At 69.8% G+C, this 15,541-nt stretch carries 15 protein-coding genes; 7 read left to right on the top strand and 8 right to left on the bottom strand.

Going from position 1 to position 15,541, the window contains the following annotated elements; translation table 11 throughout:
* Nucleotides 1-2: 2 nt before the first annotated feature.
* Complete coding sequence (locus ACY1JX_RS15505; RefSeq protein ID WP_462564518.1) at nt 3-839, bottom strand: sulfurtransferase; 837 nt, start codon at nt 837-839, stop codon at nt 3-5.
* 114 nt (nt 840-953) lie between these two features.
* On the opposite strand from ACY1JX_RS15505, the gene ACY1JX_RS15500 reads away from it, so the two are divergent.
* Nucleotides 954-1,691 (top strand): MBL fold metallo-hydrolase, encoded by a 738-nt coding sequence (locus ACY1JX_RS15500; RefSeq protein WP_462564517.1) that lies wholly within the window; start codon nt 954-956, stop codon nt 1,689-1,691.
* A gap of 12 nt (nt 1,692-1,703) precedes the next feature.
* Here ACY1JX_RS15500 and ACY1JX_RS15495 read toward each other — a convergent pair whose 3' ends face one another.
* On the bottom strand, nt 1,704-3,416 hold the full coding sequence (locus ACY1JX_RS15495; RefSeq protein ID WP_462564516.1) for an AMP-binding protein: 1,713 nt from the start codon (nt 3,414-3,416) through the stop codon (nt 1,704-1,706).
* Between the two features lie 132 nt (nt 3,417-3,548).
* Nucleotides 3,549-4,661 (bottom strand): ScyD/ScyE family protein, encoded by a 1,113-nt coding sequence (locus ACY1JX_RS15490; RefSeq protein WP_462564515.1) that lies wholly within the window; start codon nt 4,659-4,661, stop codon nt 3,549-3,551.
* Nucleotides 4,662-4,788: 127 nt separating this feature from the next.
* On the opposite strand from ACY1JX_RS15490, the gene ACY1JX_RS15485 reads away from it, so the two are divergent.
* Nucleotides 4,789-5,442, top strand: a complete 654-nt coding sequence (locus ACY1JX_RS15485) for a TetR/AcrR family transcriptional regulator (protein WP_462564514.1) — start codon at nt 4,789-4,791, stop codon at nt 5,440-5,442.
* A gap of 48 nt (nt 5,443-5,490) precedes the next feature.
* Nucleotides 5,491-6,036: a MarR family winged helix-turn-helix transcriptional regulator gene (locus ACY1JX_RS15480; RefSeq protein ID WP_181756672.1), complete on the top strand. Its 546-nt coding sequence runs from the start codon at nt 5,491-5,493 to the stop codon at nt 6,034-6,036.
* On the opposite strand, the gene ACY1JX_RS15475 is transcribed toward ACY1JX_RS15480, so the two are convergent.
* The 4 genes from ACY1JX_RS15475 to ACY1JX_RS15460 all read right to left on the bottom strand — a co-directional run bounded on the left by ACY1JX_RS15475 (nt 6,037) and on the right by ACY1JX_RS15460 (nt 9,665).
* Nucleotides 6,037-6,207, bottom strand: a complete 171-nt coding sequence (locus tag ACY1JX_RS15475) for a hypothetical protein (RefSeq protein ID WP_462564513.1) — start codon at nt 6,205-6,207, stop codon at nt 6,037-6,039.
* A 249-nt stretch (nt 6,208-6,456) separates the two neighbouring features.
* Complete coding sequence (locus ACY1JX_RS15470; protein ID WP_462564512.1) at nt 6,457-8,250, bottom strand: acyl-CoA dehydrogenase; 1,794 nt, start codon at nt 8,248-8,250, stop codon at nt 6,457-6,459.
* A gap of 48 nt (nt 8,251-8,298) precedes the next feature.
* Nucleotides 8,299-9,003 carry a GTP pyrophosphokinase gene (locus ACY1JX_RS15465; RefSeq protein WP_181756669.1) on the bottom strand — a complete coding sequence of 235 codons (705 nt, stop codon included), beginning with the start codon at nt 9,001-9,003 and terminating at the stop codon, nt 8,299-8,301.
* Between the two features lie 35 nt (nt 9,004-9,038).
* Nucleotides 9,039-9,665: a TetR family transcriptional regulator gene (locus ACY1JX_RS15460; RefSeq protein ID WP_078700620.1), complete on the bottom strand. Its 627-nt coding sequence runs from the start codon at nt 9,663-9,665 to the stop codon at nt 9,039-9,041.
* Between the two features lie 170 nt (nt 9,666-9,835).
* Here ACY1JX_RS15460 and ACY1JX_RS15455 point away from each other — a divergent pair, with 170 nt between their 5' ends.
* The 4 genes from ACY1JX_RS15455 (at nt 9,836) to ACY1JX_RS15440 (ending at nt 14,602) form a co-directional block, all read left to right on the top strand.
* The gene (locus ACY1JX_RS15455; protein WP_206680094.1) at nt 9,836-10,927 is read left to right on the top strand and encodes a ferredoxin reductase; all 1,092 of its coding nucleotides are present in this window, start codon (nt 9,836-9,838) and stop codon (nt 10,925-10,927) included.
* 11 nt (nt 10,928-10,938) lie between these two features.
* Entirely contained in the window at nt 10,939-12,216 is a 1,278-nt protein-coding gene (locus ACY1JX_RS15450) for a fatty acid desaturase family protein (protein WP_462564511.1), read from the top strand.
* 374 nt (nt 12,217-12,590) lie between these two features.
* Nucleotides 12,591-13,973: a DUF6801 domain-containing protein gene (locus ACY1JX_RS15445; protein WP_462564510.1), complete on the top strand. Its 1,383-nt coding sequence runs from the start codon at nt 12,591-12,593 to the stop codon at nt 13,971-13,973.
* An 86-nt stretch (nt 13,974-14,059) separates the two neighbouring features.
* On the top strand, nt 14,060-14,602 hold the full coding sequence (locus ACY1JX_RS15440; protein WP_462564509.1) for a hypothetical protein: 543 nt from the start codon (nt 14,060-14,062) through the stop codon (nt 14,600-14,602).
* Nucleotides 14,603-14,629: 27 nt separating this feature from the next.
* Here the strand turns inward: ACY1JX_RS15440 and ACY1JX_RS15435 are convergent, their stop codons facing one another.
* Nucleotides 14,630-15,523, bottom strand: a complete 894-nt coding sequence (locus ACY1JX_RS15435; protein ID WP_462564508.1) for a DUF3152 domain-containing protein — start codon at nt 15,521-15,523, stop codon at nt 14,630-14,632.
* Nucleotides 15,524-15,541 lie beyond the last annotated feature (18 nt).

The raw sequence follows: 15,541 nt of genomic DNA, 5'->3' as shown, positions 1-15,541 counted from the left end.
GCTCAGTCCTGCTCGAGGGGACGCGCCGATTCGGCCGTCCACGCGTTGAGCGAGCCGTCATAGACGGCGACGTCGTCGCGACCCAGACCCTTCAGCGCGAAGGCGACCGCGGTCGCGGCGATGCCGCCGCCGCAGTACGTCACCGGTGCCACCTCGGGATCGAGCGCGCCGACCGAGTCGAACAGGGGGCGCAGCTCGTCGAGGCTGCGCAGCCGGCCCCGGTCGTCCACGAGCTCGGAGAACGGCACGTTCACGCTGCCGGGGATCCGGCCGCCAGCGAAGTCCTCCCGGTCGAGCGAGTTGATGAGCAGCACCGAGGAGTCCTGCGTCGCGGCCTCGACGTCGGCCGTGGCCACGCTGCGCTCGGGGTGCCGCTCGGCCCGGAACGTCGCGGGGACGGGCGAGGCGTCACCGGACTCCGGCGGCAGGCCGGCCTCCTGCCACGCCCTGAGCCCGCCGTCCAGCACGACGACGTCCTCGTGGCCCTCGAACGCGAACTGCCACCACAGGCGCGTGGCCCAGATGCCGTTGACCGTGTCGTACACGACGACCGTGTGCCCGTTGCCGACGCCGAGGTTCCCGACGACGCGCGCGAACTGCTCGGACGGAGCGGCCTCGAACGGCGCCTCGCCGCCATGGACGGTGAGGTCCGTGAGCTGGTCGGCGAAGACTGCTCCCGGCACGTGACCCTCCCGGTAGGTCGCGCGTCCGGACTCGGTGTGCGCGCCGTTCTCGTCGAAGGTCAGGTGGACGGTGGCGTCGACGACGCGGACCGACGGGTCGTCGAGCCGGTCCTTCAGCCACTGGACGTCGACGAGGCGGGGATGCGAGGAGGTCATGCTCCGAGCCTAGGTCCGCGCGAAACCCTCAGCGCCCCGTCTCACCTGGTGCGCAGCATGCATGCGGAGCCTCTCGGACGGGTACTGGAAGTGCACGGACGCGAGGGGGAATCGATGGGCATCACCGAAGTCGGCAAGGGCATCGTGCGGATCGAGCAGGCCGGCACCAACTGCTACCTCGTGACGCGCGGCGAGGCTCCGTTCTTCATCGACGCGGGCCTACCCCGCACGCGTGAGCTGGCCGAGCAGGCACTGCGCGACGCCGGCTACGGGTGGGGTGACGTCAGCGACGTCATCCTCACCCACGCCCACTTCGACCACCTCGGGTTCGCGGCACATGCAGCGAAGGCGGGCGCCTGCGTGTGGGCGCACGTCGGGGACCACCGGATCGCGGCCCACCCCTACCGCTACCGCCCGGGCCGGCCGCGGCTGCTGTACCCCCTCCTGCACCCGGGCTCCGTCCCGATCCTGACCAGGATGGTCGCGGCGGGCGCGCTGCGGGTCGAGGGGGTCGAGTCCGTCGAGAGCCTGCACCCGGGCGTGGAGGGTCTTCCGGCGGGGCTGCGGGTCGTCACGACGCCGGGCCACACGGACGGGCACTGCGTCCTGGAGCTTCCCGACGCCGACGCCGTCTTCACTAGTGACGCACTCGTGACGCTGGATCCCTACACCGGTCGCGAGGGTCCGCGGATCGTCGCTCGGGCCGGGACGAAGGACGCGTGCTGGGCGCTGAAGTCCCTCGACCGGATCGCCGCCACGGGCGCCCGCACCGTGCTGCCGGGCCGCGGCGAGCCGTGGCTCAACGGCGTCGAGTCCGCGGTCGCCTCGGCCCGCGCCGCCGGCGTCGCCTGACCTCCCGCCGGGCTACTCCCCCGGCGTGAACAGGTGCTGCACCTGGCGTCGCAGCACCTTGCCGATCTGCGAGCGCGGCAGCTCGTCGACGACCTCGACCCGACGCGGGAGGGCGTAGCGGGCGAGGCGCTGCTCGCCGTGCGCGCGCACCACCTCGACCGTGGGAGCCTCGGCCCCCGGCTCGAGCACGAAGGCCGCCAGGACCTGGTCGTCGCCGTTCGCCGTGGCCACCCCGACCACCGCGACGTCGACGATGCCCGGCATCAGGCGCAGGTGATCCTCCACCGTGGACGGATACACCTTGAAGCCGCCGACGATGATCATCTCCTTGACCCGGTCGACCAGCGTGACCCAGCCGGTGGGGTCGACCTCGACGACGTCACCGGTGCGCAGCCACCCGCCCTCGAGCAGCTGGTGCGCGGTCTCCTCCGGCCGGTTCAGGTAGCCCGCGAACACCTGGGGTCCACGCACGAGCAGCTCGCCGCGGCGCGCGCCACTCTCGTCGGGCTCGACCTCGCGGGTGTGGTCGTCGATGTCGACGATCCTCATGTCGGTGTTCGGGAACGGCACCCCGAGGGTTCCGGGGCGGCGGGTCGGCAGGCACGGGTTCCCCAGCGCGATCGGCGCGCACTCGGTCATGCCGTAGCCCTCGATGAGCAGTCCCCCGGTGAGCCGCTCCCAGCGCTCCACCGTGGCCGGCGGGATCGGCATGGCGCCGGCGAACCCCAGCCGCGCCTGCCGCAGTCCCTCGAGCGGCGGTGTCGGCGAGGCCTCCACGGCGGCCGCGATGCGCTCGAACATCGGCGCGACCCCCGCCATGAACGTGGCGGGCCGCCTCCCGAACGCCTTCACCACGGTCTCGGGCTCGAAGTTCGGGAACATCACCAGCGTGGCGCCGATGTGGCCGGGCAGGTTGAGGCAGAAGGTCAGCCCGAACGCGTGGAAGAACGGCAGCACGCCGTAGACCGTCTCCTCACCCTCGCGGAACGACGCCCAGGCCTGGCCGTGGACGACGTTCGCCACCAGGTTCCGGTGCGTCAGCATCGCCGCCTTCGGCGTGCCGGTCGTTCCGCCTGTGTACTGCAGCAGGGCGAGGTCGTCGGCTCCCACCGGGGCGGCCGCGACGTCGCCGCGGGCCTGCTTCAGGAGCGTGTGCCAGACGGGCACGCCCTCCGGCACCGTGCCGCGCAGCGCGCTGCGCTTCGCCCGCGCCGCCTTCACCGGCAGCCTCAGCAGCAGCTGGGCCGAGGTCGGCAGGTCGCGGCTGATGTCCACGCTCACGACCTGCAGCGACGAGTCCCCGCTCGCGGCCAGCACCGTCGCGACGACCTTGTGCCACGCGAGCGCGTGCTGCGCGCCGCAGTCGACCAGCAGGTGCGCCAGCTCGGCCTCGGTGTACGTCGGGTTGAGGTCCACGACGACCGCCCCCAGCCGCAGCACCGCGTGGTACGCCACCAGGTGGCTCGGACTGTTCGGCAGCACCAGCGCGACGGTCTCGCCCGGCCCGACACCGAGGTCGCGGAGCACGACCATCGCGCGGCGGATCGCCCGGTCGGTCTCGGCATACGTCGCCGTCGCGCCGAGGAAGTCCGTCGCGATCCGGTCGGGCCACCGCTGCGCCGCTCGCTCCAGGCCGGCGGTGATCGGCTCGTCGGGGATGTCGATCTGCGTCGGCACACCGGGTCCGTAGTGGACGGACCAGGGGCGCTCACCGTGCTCGTGCATGTTCCTGCCTAGCGGGGTCGGGGGTCGAACGCCGGCGGGCTCCGACCTCCCGAGTCTAGGAGTCGTGGGGCGCGGCGAGAGGCGCCGGTCCGAGTACCGGCGCCCGCCGCGCACGACCCGCGTGACGTCCGGTCAGGACGCCCTGCGGAACGCGCGGTCCGAGACCTTCACCACCTGTCCGGCGCCCTCGATCCCGAGGAAGCCGGCGATCGACCACGCGGTGGCGTACAGCGACCCACCGGAGAGCACCACGCCGGTCGGCATGGTCACCTGGGCGTACGTCCGCTTGCCCCACGGCGAGACCTTGACGATCTGGCCGACGGTCGACGGGTCGAACTCCGGTCCGGGCTCACCCTCGGGCATGCCCTCCAGGACCTCGGTGACGTACATCGTGCCGTCCTTGCCCACCGCGATGCCGGTGGGCGAGGTGAAGCCCTTGATCACCTTGCGCACCTTCGCGGTCCGCGCGTCGAGGACGTAGACGCGACCCTCGCCAGGTGCCTCACCGGTCAGCGCCGACACGTAGATCGTGTTGCGCGGACCGTAGGCCAGACCGGTCGGGACGGCGTCGCAGCCCGTGTGAGCGGCGTCGTTGTTCGGCCGGCCCTCGCAGGCGCCGGTGTTGACCGTCGGCGGGACGAAGAACGTCGACACCCGGCCCTTCGAGCTGACGCGCAGGACCGCGTTCGCGCCGCCGTCGGCGACGAGCACTCCCGGGTGTCGTCCTCGCTCGGCCAGCAGGCTGAACGGGTTCGACAGCGCGTCGAGCGGCGTCGTGCCGTCGGGAGCGAACTGGGTCTGGCCGTCGGGGTTGTACCTCAGCTCGTGCGCCATCAGGTCGGCGAACACGCTGACCTTGCCCTTCGAGGCCACGAGCACCGACGAGCCGGGGTACGGCCCGGCGGGTGCCGACGGATCGGCCTCTCCGGTCACGATGGCGATGTGCTTGCCGACCCTGACGGCGCCACTGGCGGCACCGGGCCCGAGGCCGCTCACCAGGGTGCGCACGCTTCCCCGCCTCTTCGGATCGACAGAAATCACGCGGCCGGCTCCGGACTCCATGACGAGCAGCCGGTGGTGGCCGTCCTGGGAGATCTGGAACGGGCCCTCGAGGCCGCCGGCCACGACGGTGATCGGGCGGGGCGGGGGGCGGTGCTTTCCGTGGGCGGAAGCGGACGGCGCGAACGCCAGGGCGACGCAGGTCGCGGTCGCGACGGTGGCGACGGCTCGAACGACTGGGCGCATCTCGGACTCCTTACGAGGGGGACGGGTTCCCGAGATAATGTGATCTACATCACACCTAGCACGGAAGGCGCGCCCGGTGAACCCCCCGCTCGGGCCGTCCTGTGGGTGGCGAGGGGACTGTAACCGGATGTTTCCCACGAAGCCCGAGGGCATCCGACCTAGGCTCACCGGGACGGAGGTGACGCACGTGGTGAGGCTCCACGCGGAGGAACGACGCAAGCAGCTGCTGGCTGTGGCACGCGAGGAGTTCGCGCGCGTCGGACCCGAGGGCGCGCGCATCAGCGACATCGCCCGACTCGCCGGGGTGAACGTCGCCCTGCTGTACCGCTACTTCGACTCGAAGGAGCAGCTGTTCGAGGAGGCGATCGTCGAGCCGATCGACCACCTCCTGCAGGACGTGCTGGCCCAGACGATCGCCGGCAGCATCAACGGGTCGTCCGAGGCGGTCAAGATCTTCTACCGCTCGCTGCTCCTGGTGTTCGTGGAGTACCTCGACCTCTTCAACGTGGTGCTGTTCCGCGATCGCGACAGCGGCCAGGAGTTCTACCTGCGTCGCATTGCGCCGTTCATCGACTCCCTCGTCGACCAGGTCCGAAGCGCCGACGAGCTGTGGTCGCAGAAGGCGGACCCGAAGCTCACGGCCCCGATGTGCGTGGGCATGTGCTGGGGCGTCGCCATGGACGCGCACTTCCGAGGCATCGACCTGGACGCCGACGAGGTCGCGGAGACCTTGGCGGCGATGACGTTGCACGGGCTCTCGGGTCGACCCCCGGCGAATTGACGGCGATCCTGCTTGGCCCGTCCCTGAGTGCCCACTAGCGTCGGCGCCATGACGCACAGCGGGCCGTGGCTCGACGACGACGAGGCCGAGGCGTGGCTCGCGCTCGTCTCCATCCTGGAGGTCCTGCCGGCAGCGCTGGACGCCCAGCTGCTCCGGGACGCCGACCTGACGTTCTTCGAGTTCCTCGTCCTGGTGCAGCTGGCGGAGGCAGGTGACGAGCCGATGCGCCTGTCCGACCTCGCGGCCGCCACCCACACCTCGCCACCGCGCCTCTCGCGCGTCATCGCTCGGCTGGAGAAGGACGGACTGGTCACGCGGACTGCGGACTCTGACGACGCGCGGTCGCGCCACGCGGACCTGACCGACGCCGGGTGGCAGCGACTGGAGACCGCCTCCCCCGGGCACGTCGACCTGGTGCGCGAGATCTTCGTCGGTCCCCTCACCCGCGAGCAGCTCGGGCAGGCCCGCCGGATCGGCAGCCGCATCCTCGCAGTGCTCGATCCCGGCGGCAGCGTGCTCGCGGGCACGCGCGACTCCACGCGAGGACGTCAGGGACTCTCGCGGCTCCCCCAGCGGCCCGAGGTCACCGACTGATCAGGTCCGGTGGACCTTCCAGAAGCCGAGGATGAAGGTCGCGATCGCGGACCCGAGTGCCATCGCGACCCAGAAGGCCAGGTCCCACGACGTGGTGGTCGAGCCCTCCTGGGAGGGCTGCTGCACGAGCTGGACGAACGAGAACACCCACACCACCGCGGTCAGCACCATGAGACCCCTCAGGAACTGACCGCCGCGCTTCGTCGGCTGACCCGGGGCAATGGCATCGGTGTTCCGCTCGCTGGCTCGATCCTGAACACCGTGACCGCCGTCGTGGCGGAGATCCGGGGTCTCCGACGCACCCATGACTTTCCTCCTGGGAAAATAGTTGTAGATACAACTTTCTGATCCCAGTCTAGGCCGGACCGCCGGGGTCCACAACTCGCGTGTGACGTCGCCCGCCGGACGACGGCGTCGCCGTCAGAGCGCGGCGGGATCCAGGTCGAGCACGGTCCGGTCCAACGACGCGAGCAGGTCGAACTGCGGGTCGACCTTCGGCAGCTCGAACGCGAAGAAGTACCGGGCCGCGGCACGCTTGCCGTCGAAGAACGTGTCGGAGCGATCGCCCACGGCCAGCAGCTGCTCGAGCCAGATCCACGCGACCACGACGTGGCCGGCGGCCTCGAGGTAGACCGCGGAGTTGGCCAGCGCCAGCGCCGGGTCACCACCGGCCCACAGCTGCGACGTGACCTCGACGAGACGGTCGACCCGGGCGTCGAGCTGCGCGGCGTAGGCGGCCGCCGGGCCGTCCACGTCGGCGGCGCGCTTGATGGTCTCCTTGATCGCGCCGACGAGCGTCGCGAGCCCGGCTCCCCCGCCGGCGATGACCTTGCGGCCCAGCAGGTCGAGGCTCTGGATGCCGTGCGTCCCCTCGTGGATCGGGTTCAGCCGGTTGTCGCGGTAGAACTGCTCCACCGCGTAGTCGCGCGTGTAGCCGTACCCGCCGTGCACCTGGATGGCGAGGTCGTTCGCGACCAGGCACCACTGCGAGGGCCACGACTTGGCGATCGGGGTCAGCACCTCGAGCAGGTCGTGGGCCCGCGTCCTGGCGGCCTCGTCGGCCCCGGTGAGCTGCTCGTCGATGAGCCGCGAGCAGTACAGCAGCAGGCCGAGGCCACCCTCGACGTAGGACTTCTGCGCCAGCAGCATGCGACGGACGTCGGCGTGCTGGGTCAGCGACACCATCGGGGCGGACGGGTCCTTCGCGCCGGGCACGCGGCCCTGGGTGCGCGTGCGGGCGTAGTCCAGCGCGTGCAGGTAGCCGGTGTAGCCGAGCGCCACGGCTCCCATGCCCACCGAGACCCGAGCCTCGTTCATCATGTGGAACATCTGCGCCAGGCCCTGGCCCTCCTCGCCCACGCGGTGGCCGATCGCGCCGGGCGCGCCGCCGGGCGTGGCGAGGCCCTCGCCGAAGTTCAGCAGCGTGTTGGTGGTGCCGCGCCAGCCCATCTTGTGGTTGAGGCCGACCAGTGCCACGTCGTTCCGCTCACCGATGGCCCCGTCCTCGACGAGGTACTTCGGCACGATGAACAGCGAGATGCCCTTCACGCCCGGGGGCGCTCCCTCGACCTTCGCCAGCACGAGGTGCACGATGTTCTCGGTCAGCTCGTGGTCGCCGCCGGAGATCCACATCTTCGTGCCGAACAGGCGGTAGGTGCCGTCCTCCTGACGCACGGCGCGCGTGGTGATGTCGCCGAGCGACGATCCGGCCTGCGGCTCCGACAGGCACATCGTCCCGTACCAGCGGCCCTCGATCACGGGCACGGCGTAGTCGCGGACCTGCTCCGGCGAGCCGTGCTCGACCAGCAGGTTGGCGTTGCCGGTGGACAGGAACGGGTACGACGACGCCGCGGCGCTCGCCGCCTGGAAGAACGCGAAGGCGCCCTGGCTCACCACGAAGGGCAGCTGCATGCCGCCGAGCTCGGCGTCGAACACGCCCGCGGGCATCCCCGAGTCGCGGTAGACCGCGAGCGCGGCGCTGAGCTCGGCCGGCAGGACGACCTTGCCGTCCTCACCCACGACCGGCTCCTGCGTGTCGAGCAGCCGGTTGATCGGCGCGAACCGCTCGGTGGCGATCGTCTCGGACAGGTCGAGCACGGCGTCGAACGTGTCCCTCGAGTGCTCGGCGTACCGCTCGCGCTCGGCGAGGTCGGCGGCACGGAGCCAGTCGAAGAGAAGGAAATCGACGTCCCGACGGGACAGGACCACGGACATGGAGAACTCCTGACTAAGCGCTTGCTTAGTCACTCTAGCCGACGTCCGTCAGCTGAGGGAACGGATCTCCTCGCGCAGGCGGCCCATCTGGGCGTCCAGGTCGGCCGCGGTGCCGGCCACCTCGGTGAGCTTGTCGCTCAGGTGCTCCGGCACGTGCATGCCGTACTTGTAGTAGATCTGGTGCTCGACGCTGGCCCAGAAGTCCATCGCGATCGTGCGGATCTGCACCTCGACCGGCACGTGCACCGTGCGGTCGGACAGGAACACCGGCAGCTGCAGGATCAGGTGCAGGCTGCGGTAGCCGTTGGGCTTCGGCTCGGCGATGTAGTCCTTGGTCTCCAGCACCGTCAGGTCCTGCTGCTGCGTGAGCATCCGCGCGAAGCGGTAGGTGTCCTCGACGAAGACGCACGAAACCCGGATGCCCGCGATGTCGCGGATCCGCTCGCGGATCGTCGGCAGGTCACGGGGGCAGCCGGTGCGGTCGACCTTGGCGACGAGGCTCTCGAGCGTCTTCAGCCGCGACTTCACGTGCTCGATCGGGCTGTACTCGTGGGCGAGCTCGAACTCCTCGCGCAGGATCGAGATCTTCGTCTCGATCTCGTCGAGGGCGAACTTGTACTCCATCAGGAAGCCCGACATCTGCTGCTGGGCCTCGCGCAGGCGGCGCCGGAACTCCACCGGGCCGTGCGGGGTCCCGGCCAGCTGGCGCAGGACCCCGAGGTCCAGTGACTCGGACGCCTCGGAACTCGTCATGCCTCCATCGTGCCCGGGCGCTGGTGAGGCCCCGCTCAACTGCGCCAGTCCTTGAAGCCGAGCACGATGAGGCGCATCTGGCGCCGCGCGCCCTCGCGGATCTTCTCCTCGAGGTCGGGCCGCCCGGCCGGCATCTCCACGACCTCCTCGGCGTTCGCGACCATGTTGCGGACGAAGAGGCGCGACACCATCTGGACGTCGTCGGCACTCCAGGTCTCGATGTTGGGCAGCCGCGCCAGCACCACCGCGAGCTCCGAGACGAACAGGTCGAGCTCGTGGCCGATGGCCCGGCGCACGGCCTCGGACCCCCCGACACGCTCGCGCGCCACGAAGGCGAAGTCGGCCTTGTTCTCCTTGACCGCATCGATGAGGATCTGCGCCGCGGCGTCGATGATCTGCAGGAAGACCTCGGGATCGCGCGAGGCGTCGCGGATCATGGTGCGCAGCGTCCCGAAGCAGCGCTCGACGAGGGCCAGGCCGAGCTCGTCCATCGAGGCGAAGTGCCGGTAGAACGCCGCCGGGACCACGCCGGCACGCTTGGCCACCTGCCGCAGGCTGGTCTGGGCGAATCCCTGCTCGCTGCTCAGCTCGAGCGCGGCGTCGAGCAACGCACCGCGCGTGCGCTCCTTCTGGAGCTGACGCGCGTTGACGGCCTCGGACACGCGCCCAGCCTAGGGCGTGGCCTCCAGCCACGGTTGGGTGAACACGTGTTCCACGACACGGCACGTCGTGTTGACCGACCCCGGCCCCACCTGTCATCCTTGGGTGAACAGATGTTCACTGACATTGGTGGACACCGCCCGCTCGCCGCGCCGCTCTCGACAGGAGTCCCATGGGACTGATCCGCAAGGCTCTGGCCTCACCGGTCGTCACCAAGGTGACGTCTCCTCACCATCCCGATGAGTACCTGACCCTCCTGCACCCGATGCTCACGGTCGAGGCCGTCCGCGGTCGCGTCGTCGACGTGATCCGCGAGACCGGCGCCGCCAGCACCGTGGTGCTGCGTCCCAACGGCGCCTGGTCCGGATTCACGCCCGGTCAGCACGTCGAGTTCGGCGTCGAGGTCGAGGGCACCCGCCGGGTCCGCGTCTTCAGCGTCTCGAGCTCGGCCGAGCGCAAGGACGGCATGTTCAGCGTCTCGGTGAAGGCCCACCCCGACGGCTACGTCTCCCAGTTCCTGCACGCGGGCAGCCTGCGCCCCGGCACGGTCGTGTACCTCTCCCCCGCCTCGGGCGAGTTCGTCCTGCCGAAGCGCGTGCCCGAGCACATCCTGCTCATCAGCGGCGGCTCCGGCATCACGCCCGTCATGAGCATGCTGCGCACCCTGGCCGACCGCGGCCACCGGGGCCGCGTCACCTTCCTGCACTACGCGCGCTCGCGCGACGACGAGATGTTCTCGATCGAGCTGGACGCGATGGCCGAGCTGCCCTTCGTCGACATGGTCCGCGTCTACACGCGCGACCCCGAGCCCGACGCGCGGCTCAACGGCCGCATCACGCTCGACCACCTGCACGGACTCGGCCTCGACCCGGCCACCACCCCCACGTGGGTGTGTGGCCCGGCCGGCCTCATCGCCACGGTCACCGAGCTCTACACCGACCTCGACGCGCGTGACCAGCTCACGGCCGAGTACTTCAAGGTTCCGTCGGTCGACCTCGACGCCGAGGACGCCACCGGCGCCGTCAGCTTCGACGCCAGCGGCGTCGACGCTCCGAACTCCGGTGCCACGATCCTCGAGCAGGCCGAGGCCGCCGGGCTCTCCCCCGTCTACGGATGCCGCATGGGTGTGTGCAACACCTGCGCGGTCAAGAAGCTCCACGGCGCGGTGCGCCATGTCATCAGCGGTGAGGTCAGTGCCGACACCGACGAAACGATCAAGGTCTGCGTCAACGTCCCGGTGGGCGATGTCGCGGTGGATCTGTGAAGGAGAAGAACATGTCCCTCTTCCAGCGCACGAAGCACGCGCCGATCGAGCCGCTCAGCGCCTCGGCCCACAACCAGGCGCCCGTCCCCCTGGTCGACGCGTATGACCCGAACCGCAAGTCCACGGTCGGCCTCGACCTCATGACGTACGAGCAGCTCGAGGAGTTCGGCCAGGAGCTCGACGCCGTGCGCCAGCGCGTGCTCGACAACCTCGGCCAGGAGGACGCCGACTACATCCGTCGCGTCATCCGCGTGCAGAAGTGGTTCGAGGTGCTGGGCCGCATCGGCATCTTCCTGCCGATCTTCCCGCCCGCCTTCATCGCCGGCGTCATCTTCCTCGGGCTCTCGAAGATCATCGAGAACATGGAGATCGGGCACAACGTCATGCACGGTCAGTACGACTGGATGAACGACCCGATGATCGACGGCAAGCGCTACGAGTGGGACAACGTGGCCCCCGCGCAGGACTGGAAGCACGGCCACAACTTCATCCACCACACGTACACGAACATCCACGGCATGGACCGCGACATCGGCTACGGCCTGCTGCGGATCGACGATGGCCAGCCGTGGTACCCGAACCACCGGTTCAACCTCCCGCTGGCGTTCCTGCTCATGCTCTTCTTCGAGTGGGGCGTGATGTACCACGGCATCGAGCTCGACGAGTACCTCGGCGGCAAGATGAGCAAGGAGGAGTTCGTCGCCCGCAAGAAGCGCGCCTACGTCAAGGTCCGGCGCCAGCTCTTCAAGGACTACGTCGTCTACCCGGTCATCGCCTGCGCCGCGATCCCGTTCGTCGGCTGGTGGGCCCCTCTCGCGGTGCTCGGAGCCAACTTCACGGCCAACCTGATCCGCAACATCTGGACCTTCCTGGTGATCTTCTGCGGTCACTTCCCGGCCGACGTCGAGACGTTCGACGAGCAGGACGCGCAGAACGAGACCCGCGGCCAGTGGTACCTGCGCCAGCTGCTCGGGTCGGCGAACATCTCCGGCTCCAAGCCCTTCCACGTGATGACCGGCAACCTCAGCCACCAGATCGAGCACCACCTGTTCCCCGACATCCCGGCGCGGCGCTACCGCGAGGTCAAGGTGGACGTGCAGCGTCTCGTCGAGAAGTACGGTCTGCGCTACAACGAGGGCCGGCTGTCCAAGCAGCTCATGAGCGTGGCGCGCCAGCTGGCGATCTACTCCAAGAAGCCGACCGACCCGTACAAGGTGGGCAAGTCCCCCGAGTCGAAGGCCCTGCGCCGCGCCAAGCGCGAGGCCAAGGAGGCCGCACAGGCTGCCTGACGCCTGCCCGACCCCGCCCCAGAGCGCACCGAATCACTGATTCGGTGCGCTCTGGCGTGTATGTGACCCAGAGTTTCGACCGTCATTTCAGGGGCCAACCGGGTTGTGTGGTGGGTGTGACGTAAGTGGTCACTGACTTTGTAACCACTAGTTGCACTTTCGTTTTCGTGGCTCTAGGTTGTGTGGTGTCTGTCACAGCCGGCTCTCACGAGGGCACCTCTCGCGCTCTCGACGCGTCGGCTCAACTCCCAAAGAAGGACACCCTTGTGAAGAAGATGACGAAGACCGGAAAGGTCCTGGCAACAGGGGCAGCTGCAGCCCTCAGCGCCGGGGCCATCAGTGTGATTGGAGCCGCCAGCGCGAGCGCTGCGGACGTGACGTTGGAGAAGAACTTCCTCTACAAGTGTGAGGTCGTCGCCGGCGGACTGAACCTCGGCATCCAGGACATCGGCGTGCTCGCGTCGACCAGCGTCCCGGACACCGTGACCCCCGGTCAGGTGATCCCCGAGACCCCCGTGAACATCACCCTCACCATGCCGGAGCTGCTCCGCCAGTCCACCGCGCTGCTGCTCGGTGGCCGTGAGGCCTCGGGTGCGTCCACCAACTCGGCCGTCACCCTGACCACGGGTGGACAGACCACGACGATCGCCATCCCGAACCTCGGTGCGCCCCGCACGCCGATCCCGCAGGTGGCCAACGAGCCGTGGCTCATCCCCGCCACCGGGCTCGTTCCCCCGATCACGACCCCGGACTACGCGGTCGACTCGGTCGTCATCGGCATGCCGGCCTCGTTCAACATCACCGCGACGATCTTCAAGGCCGACAACTCCACCATCCCGTCGACCCTCGCCTGCAACGGCCCCGCCGACCTGGCGCTGGGCTCGATCGGCGTGACGGAGCCGACCACGGAGCCGACCACGGAGCCGACCACGGAGCCCACGACGGAGCCCACGACGGAGCCCACGACGGAGCCGACCACGGAGCCGACCACGGAGCCGACCACGGAGCCGACCACGGAGCCCACGACGGAGCCGACCACGGAGCCCACGACGGAGCCGACCACGGAGCCCACGACGGAGCCGACCACGGAGCCCACGACGGAGCCGACCACGGAGCCGACCACGGAGCCGACCACGGAGCCGACCACGGAGCCCACGACGGAGCCGACCACGGAGCCGACCACGGAGCCCACGACGGAGCCGACCACGGAGCCCACGACGGAGCCGACCACGGAGCCGACCACGGACCCGGTCATCAAGGTGCCGTTCAAGCTCAAGGGCAGCACGACCATCAAGGCCGGCAACGGCACCGCCCCGCTGAACGGCAAGGTCGCGGCTGACTTCAACCTCGCCACCGGGCAGTTCGTCGCCGATCTGACGCTGGACAACACCAAGGCGAAGCTGAAGGCCCTCGGCTTCCTCCCGGTCGACGCTGACCTCGCCTTCACCTCGGTGGGCAAGACCAACGGTGGCATCAACCTCTCCACCGGCCAGCTGACCGCCGACTCTAAGGTGAACATCCAGATCACCTCGATCAAGTCGTTCGGTCTGAAGCTCGGCGGCGGCGCCAAGTGCCAGACGTCCAAGCCGTCCGACATCCGCCTGGCGTCCAACGGCCGCTTCGACCCGCTCGCGGGCGGTACGGTCACCAGCACCTACTCGATCGCGAAGCTGCAGGGCTGTGGCCCGCTGAACGACATCCTGTCGCTCTTCGCCTCGGGTCCGGGCAACAAGCTGACCGCGACGCTCGCTCCGTGAGCTGCGTGATCATCAACTGAACACCGGGGAGGGTCCTGCCGCAGCCGCGGTGGGGCCCTCCCTCGTTCCGATCGGAAGGCAACACCATGAACAGGACCATCCGGGTGATGCTCGCCGGTGCGGCGGCGGGTCTCGTGCTGGGCGGCTGCACCGGCTCCAGCGACGAGCCCGAAGCGGCTGCGGCGACTCCCCAGGAGAAATGGGCCCAGTCGCTGTGCCAGGCGCTCGAGCCGACCACGGCACCCGTCGAGCCGCCCGTCACCGACGGCAGCGCGGCGGAGTCGAAGGAGGCCATCATGACGTTCCTGCGCACCCTGCGCGACCGACTCGAGGCGCAGGCCAAGGTGCTGCAGGACGCCGGCACTCCCCCGGAGGTCGACGCGGCGGCCTACGACCAGGCGAAGAAGTCGCTCGACACCGGCGCCCAGACGCTTCAGGGCGTCATCAAGAACCTCAAGGCGGCCAGCACGGCGAACGCCGACCAGATGCAGGCCACCCTGCTGCAGGTCAGCGAGTCGCTCGCCGAGTCGTCGAGCTACGAAGGACCGCTCGCCGAGCTCAGCGCCAGCGACGAGGGGCTGAAGAAGGCGTTCGAGAAGGACGAGACCTGCGCGTCGATCATGAGCTGATCGGCACGTCGCTCGTGCCCCGGTGCCTCAGCGGTACCGGGGCACGTTGCGTTCCGACGGCTTCGGCCACGGGTTGAACGTGCACCCGTTGCGGCCCTTCGACTGCTGCATCATGACGGGGGCCTTCTGACCCTTGCCGCCGCAGGACTTGTGGTGCCAGCCGAGCCAGTGGCCGGTCTCGTGGTTCACCACCATGTGGCGGTACCCCAGCAGGGTCGTGCCCTTCGCCGCGTTCCAGGCCGGAGAGGCGTGCTTCCAGCGCTCCTGGTTGATGATCACGTGGCGCCCCACCCGGCAGCTCCACGTGGACGAGCAGGCGCTCGAGTACGTGGGCACGCGCGAGGCCTGGGCCAGCACGATCGTCATCGAGCCGCCCGACTTCACCCGCTTGAACCGGATGCCACCGGCACGCCAGCCCCGCGGGTCGTCGAGGATCTCGGCGACCTGGCGCTTGAACGTCTTCACGCTCGTGGTCATCTTGCCGTTCGTCGCGATCGAGTACTTCACGGTGCGCCGCACGTCGCGCACGTGCTTGACCCTGCGCCACGGCGAGCGGTGCGTGACGGTGCGGTAGCCGGGCCTGCTGACGGTGACCCGCACGCGCACCGTGTGGCCGACGTCGCGCACGCCGAGCTTGTACTTCCAGCGGGTGGCGCCCTTGATCGGCATGCCGTCGCGCAGCCACTGGGTGCGGATCTGCAGCCCCCCGACGGAGTAGCGGCCCACCGAGCGGGTGAGCGTCCTGCCGAACCGGTGGGTGCCCTTCACCTTCGGGCCCTCACGCACGACGATCTGCTGGGGAGCCGGCTGCGAGGTCGGCGCCACGGCCGGCGCGACCGGCGTGGGACCCGCGGCCGTCGCCGGGGCCGCCGAGAGCAGCCCCACGGCCAGGACGAGGGGCAGCAGCAGACGCGAGAGCATGCCTTCAGGCTAACCCGC

The organism is Aeromicrobium sp. JP4 (genome assembly GCF_054957925.1).
The sequence above is the reverse complement of the archived record's forward strand: the minus strand, read 5'-3'. Positions and strand labels throughout refer to the sequence as shown.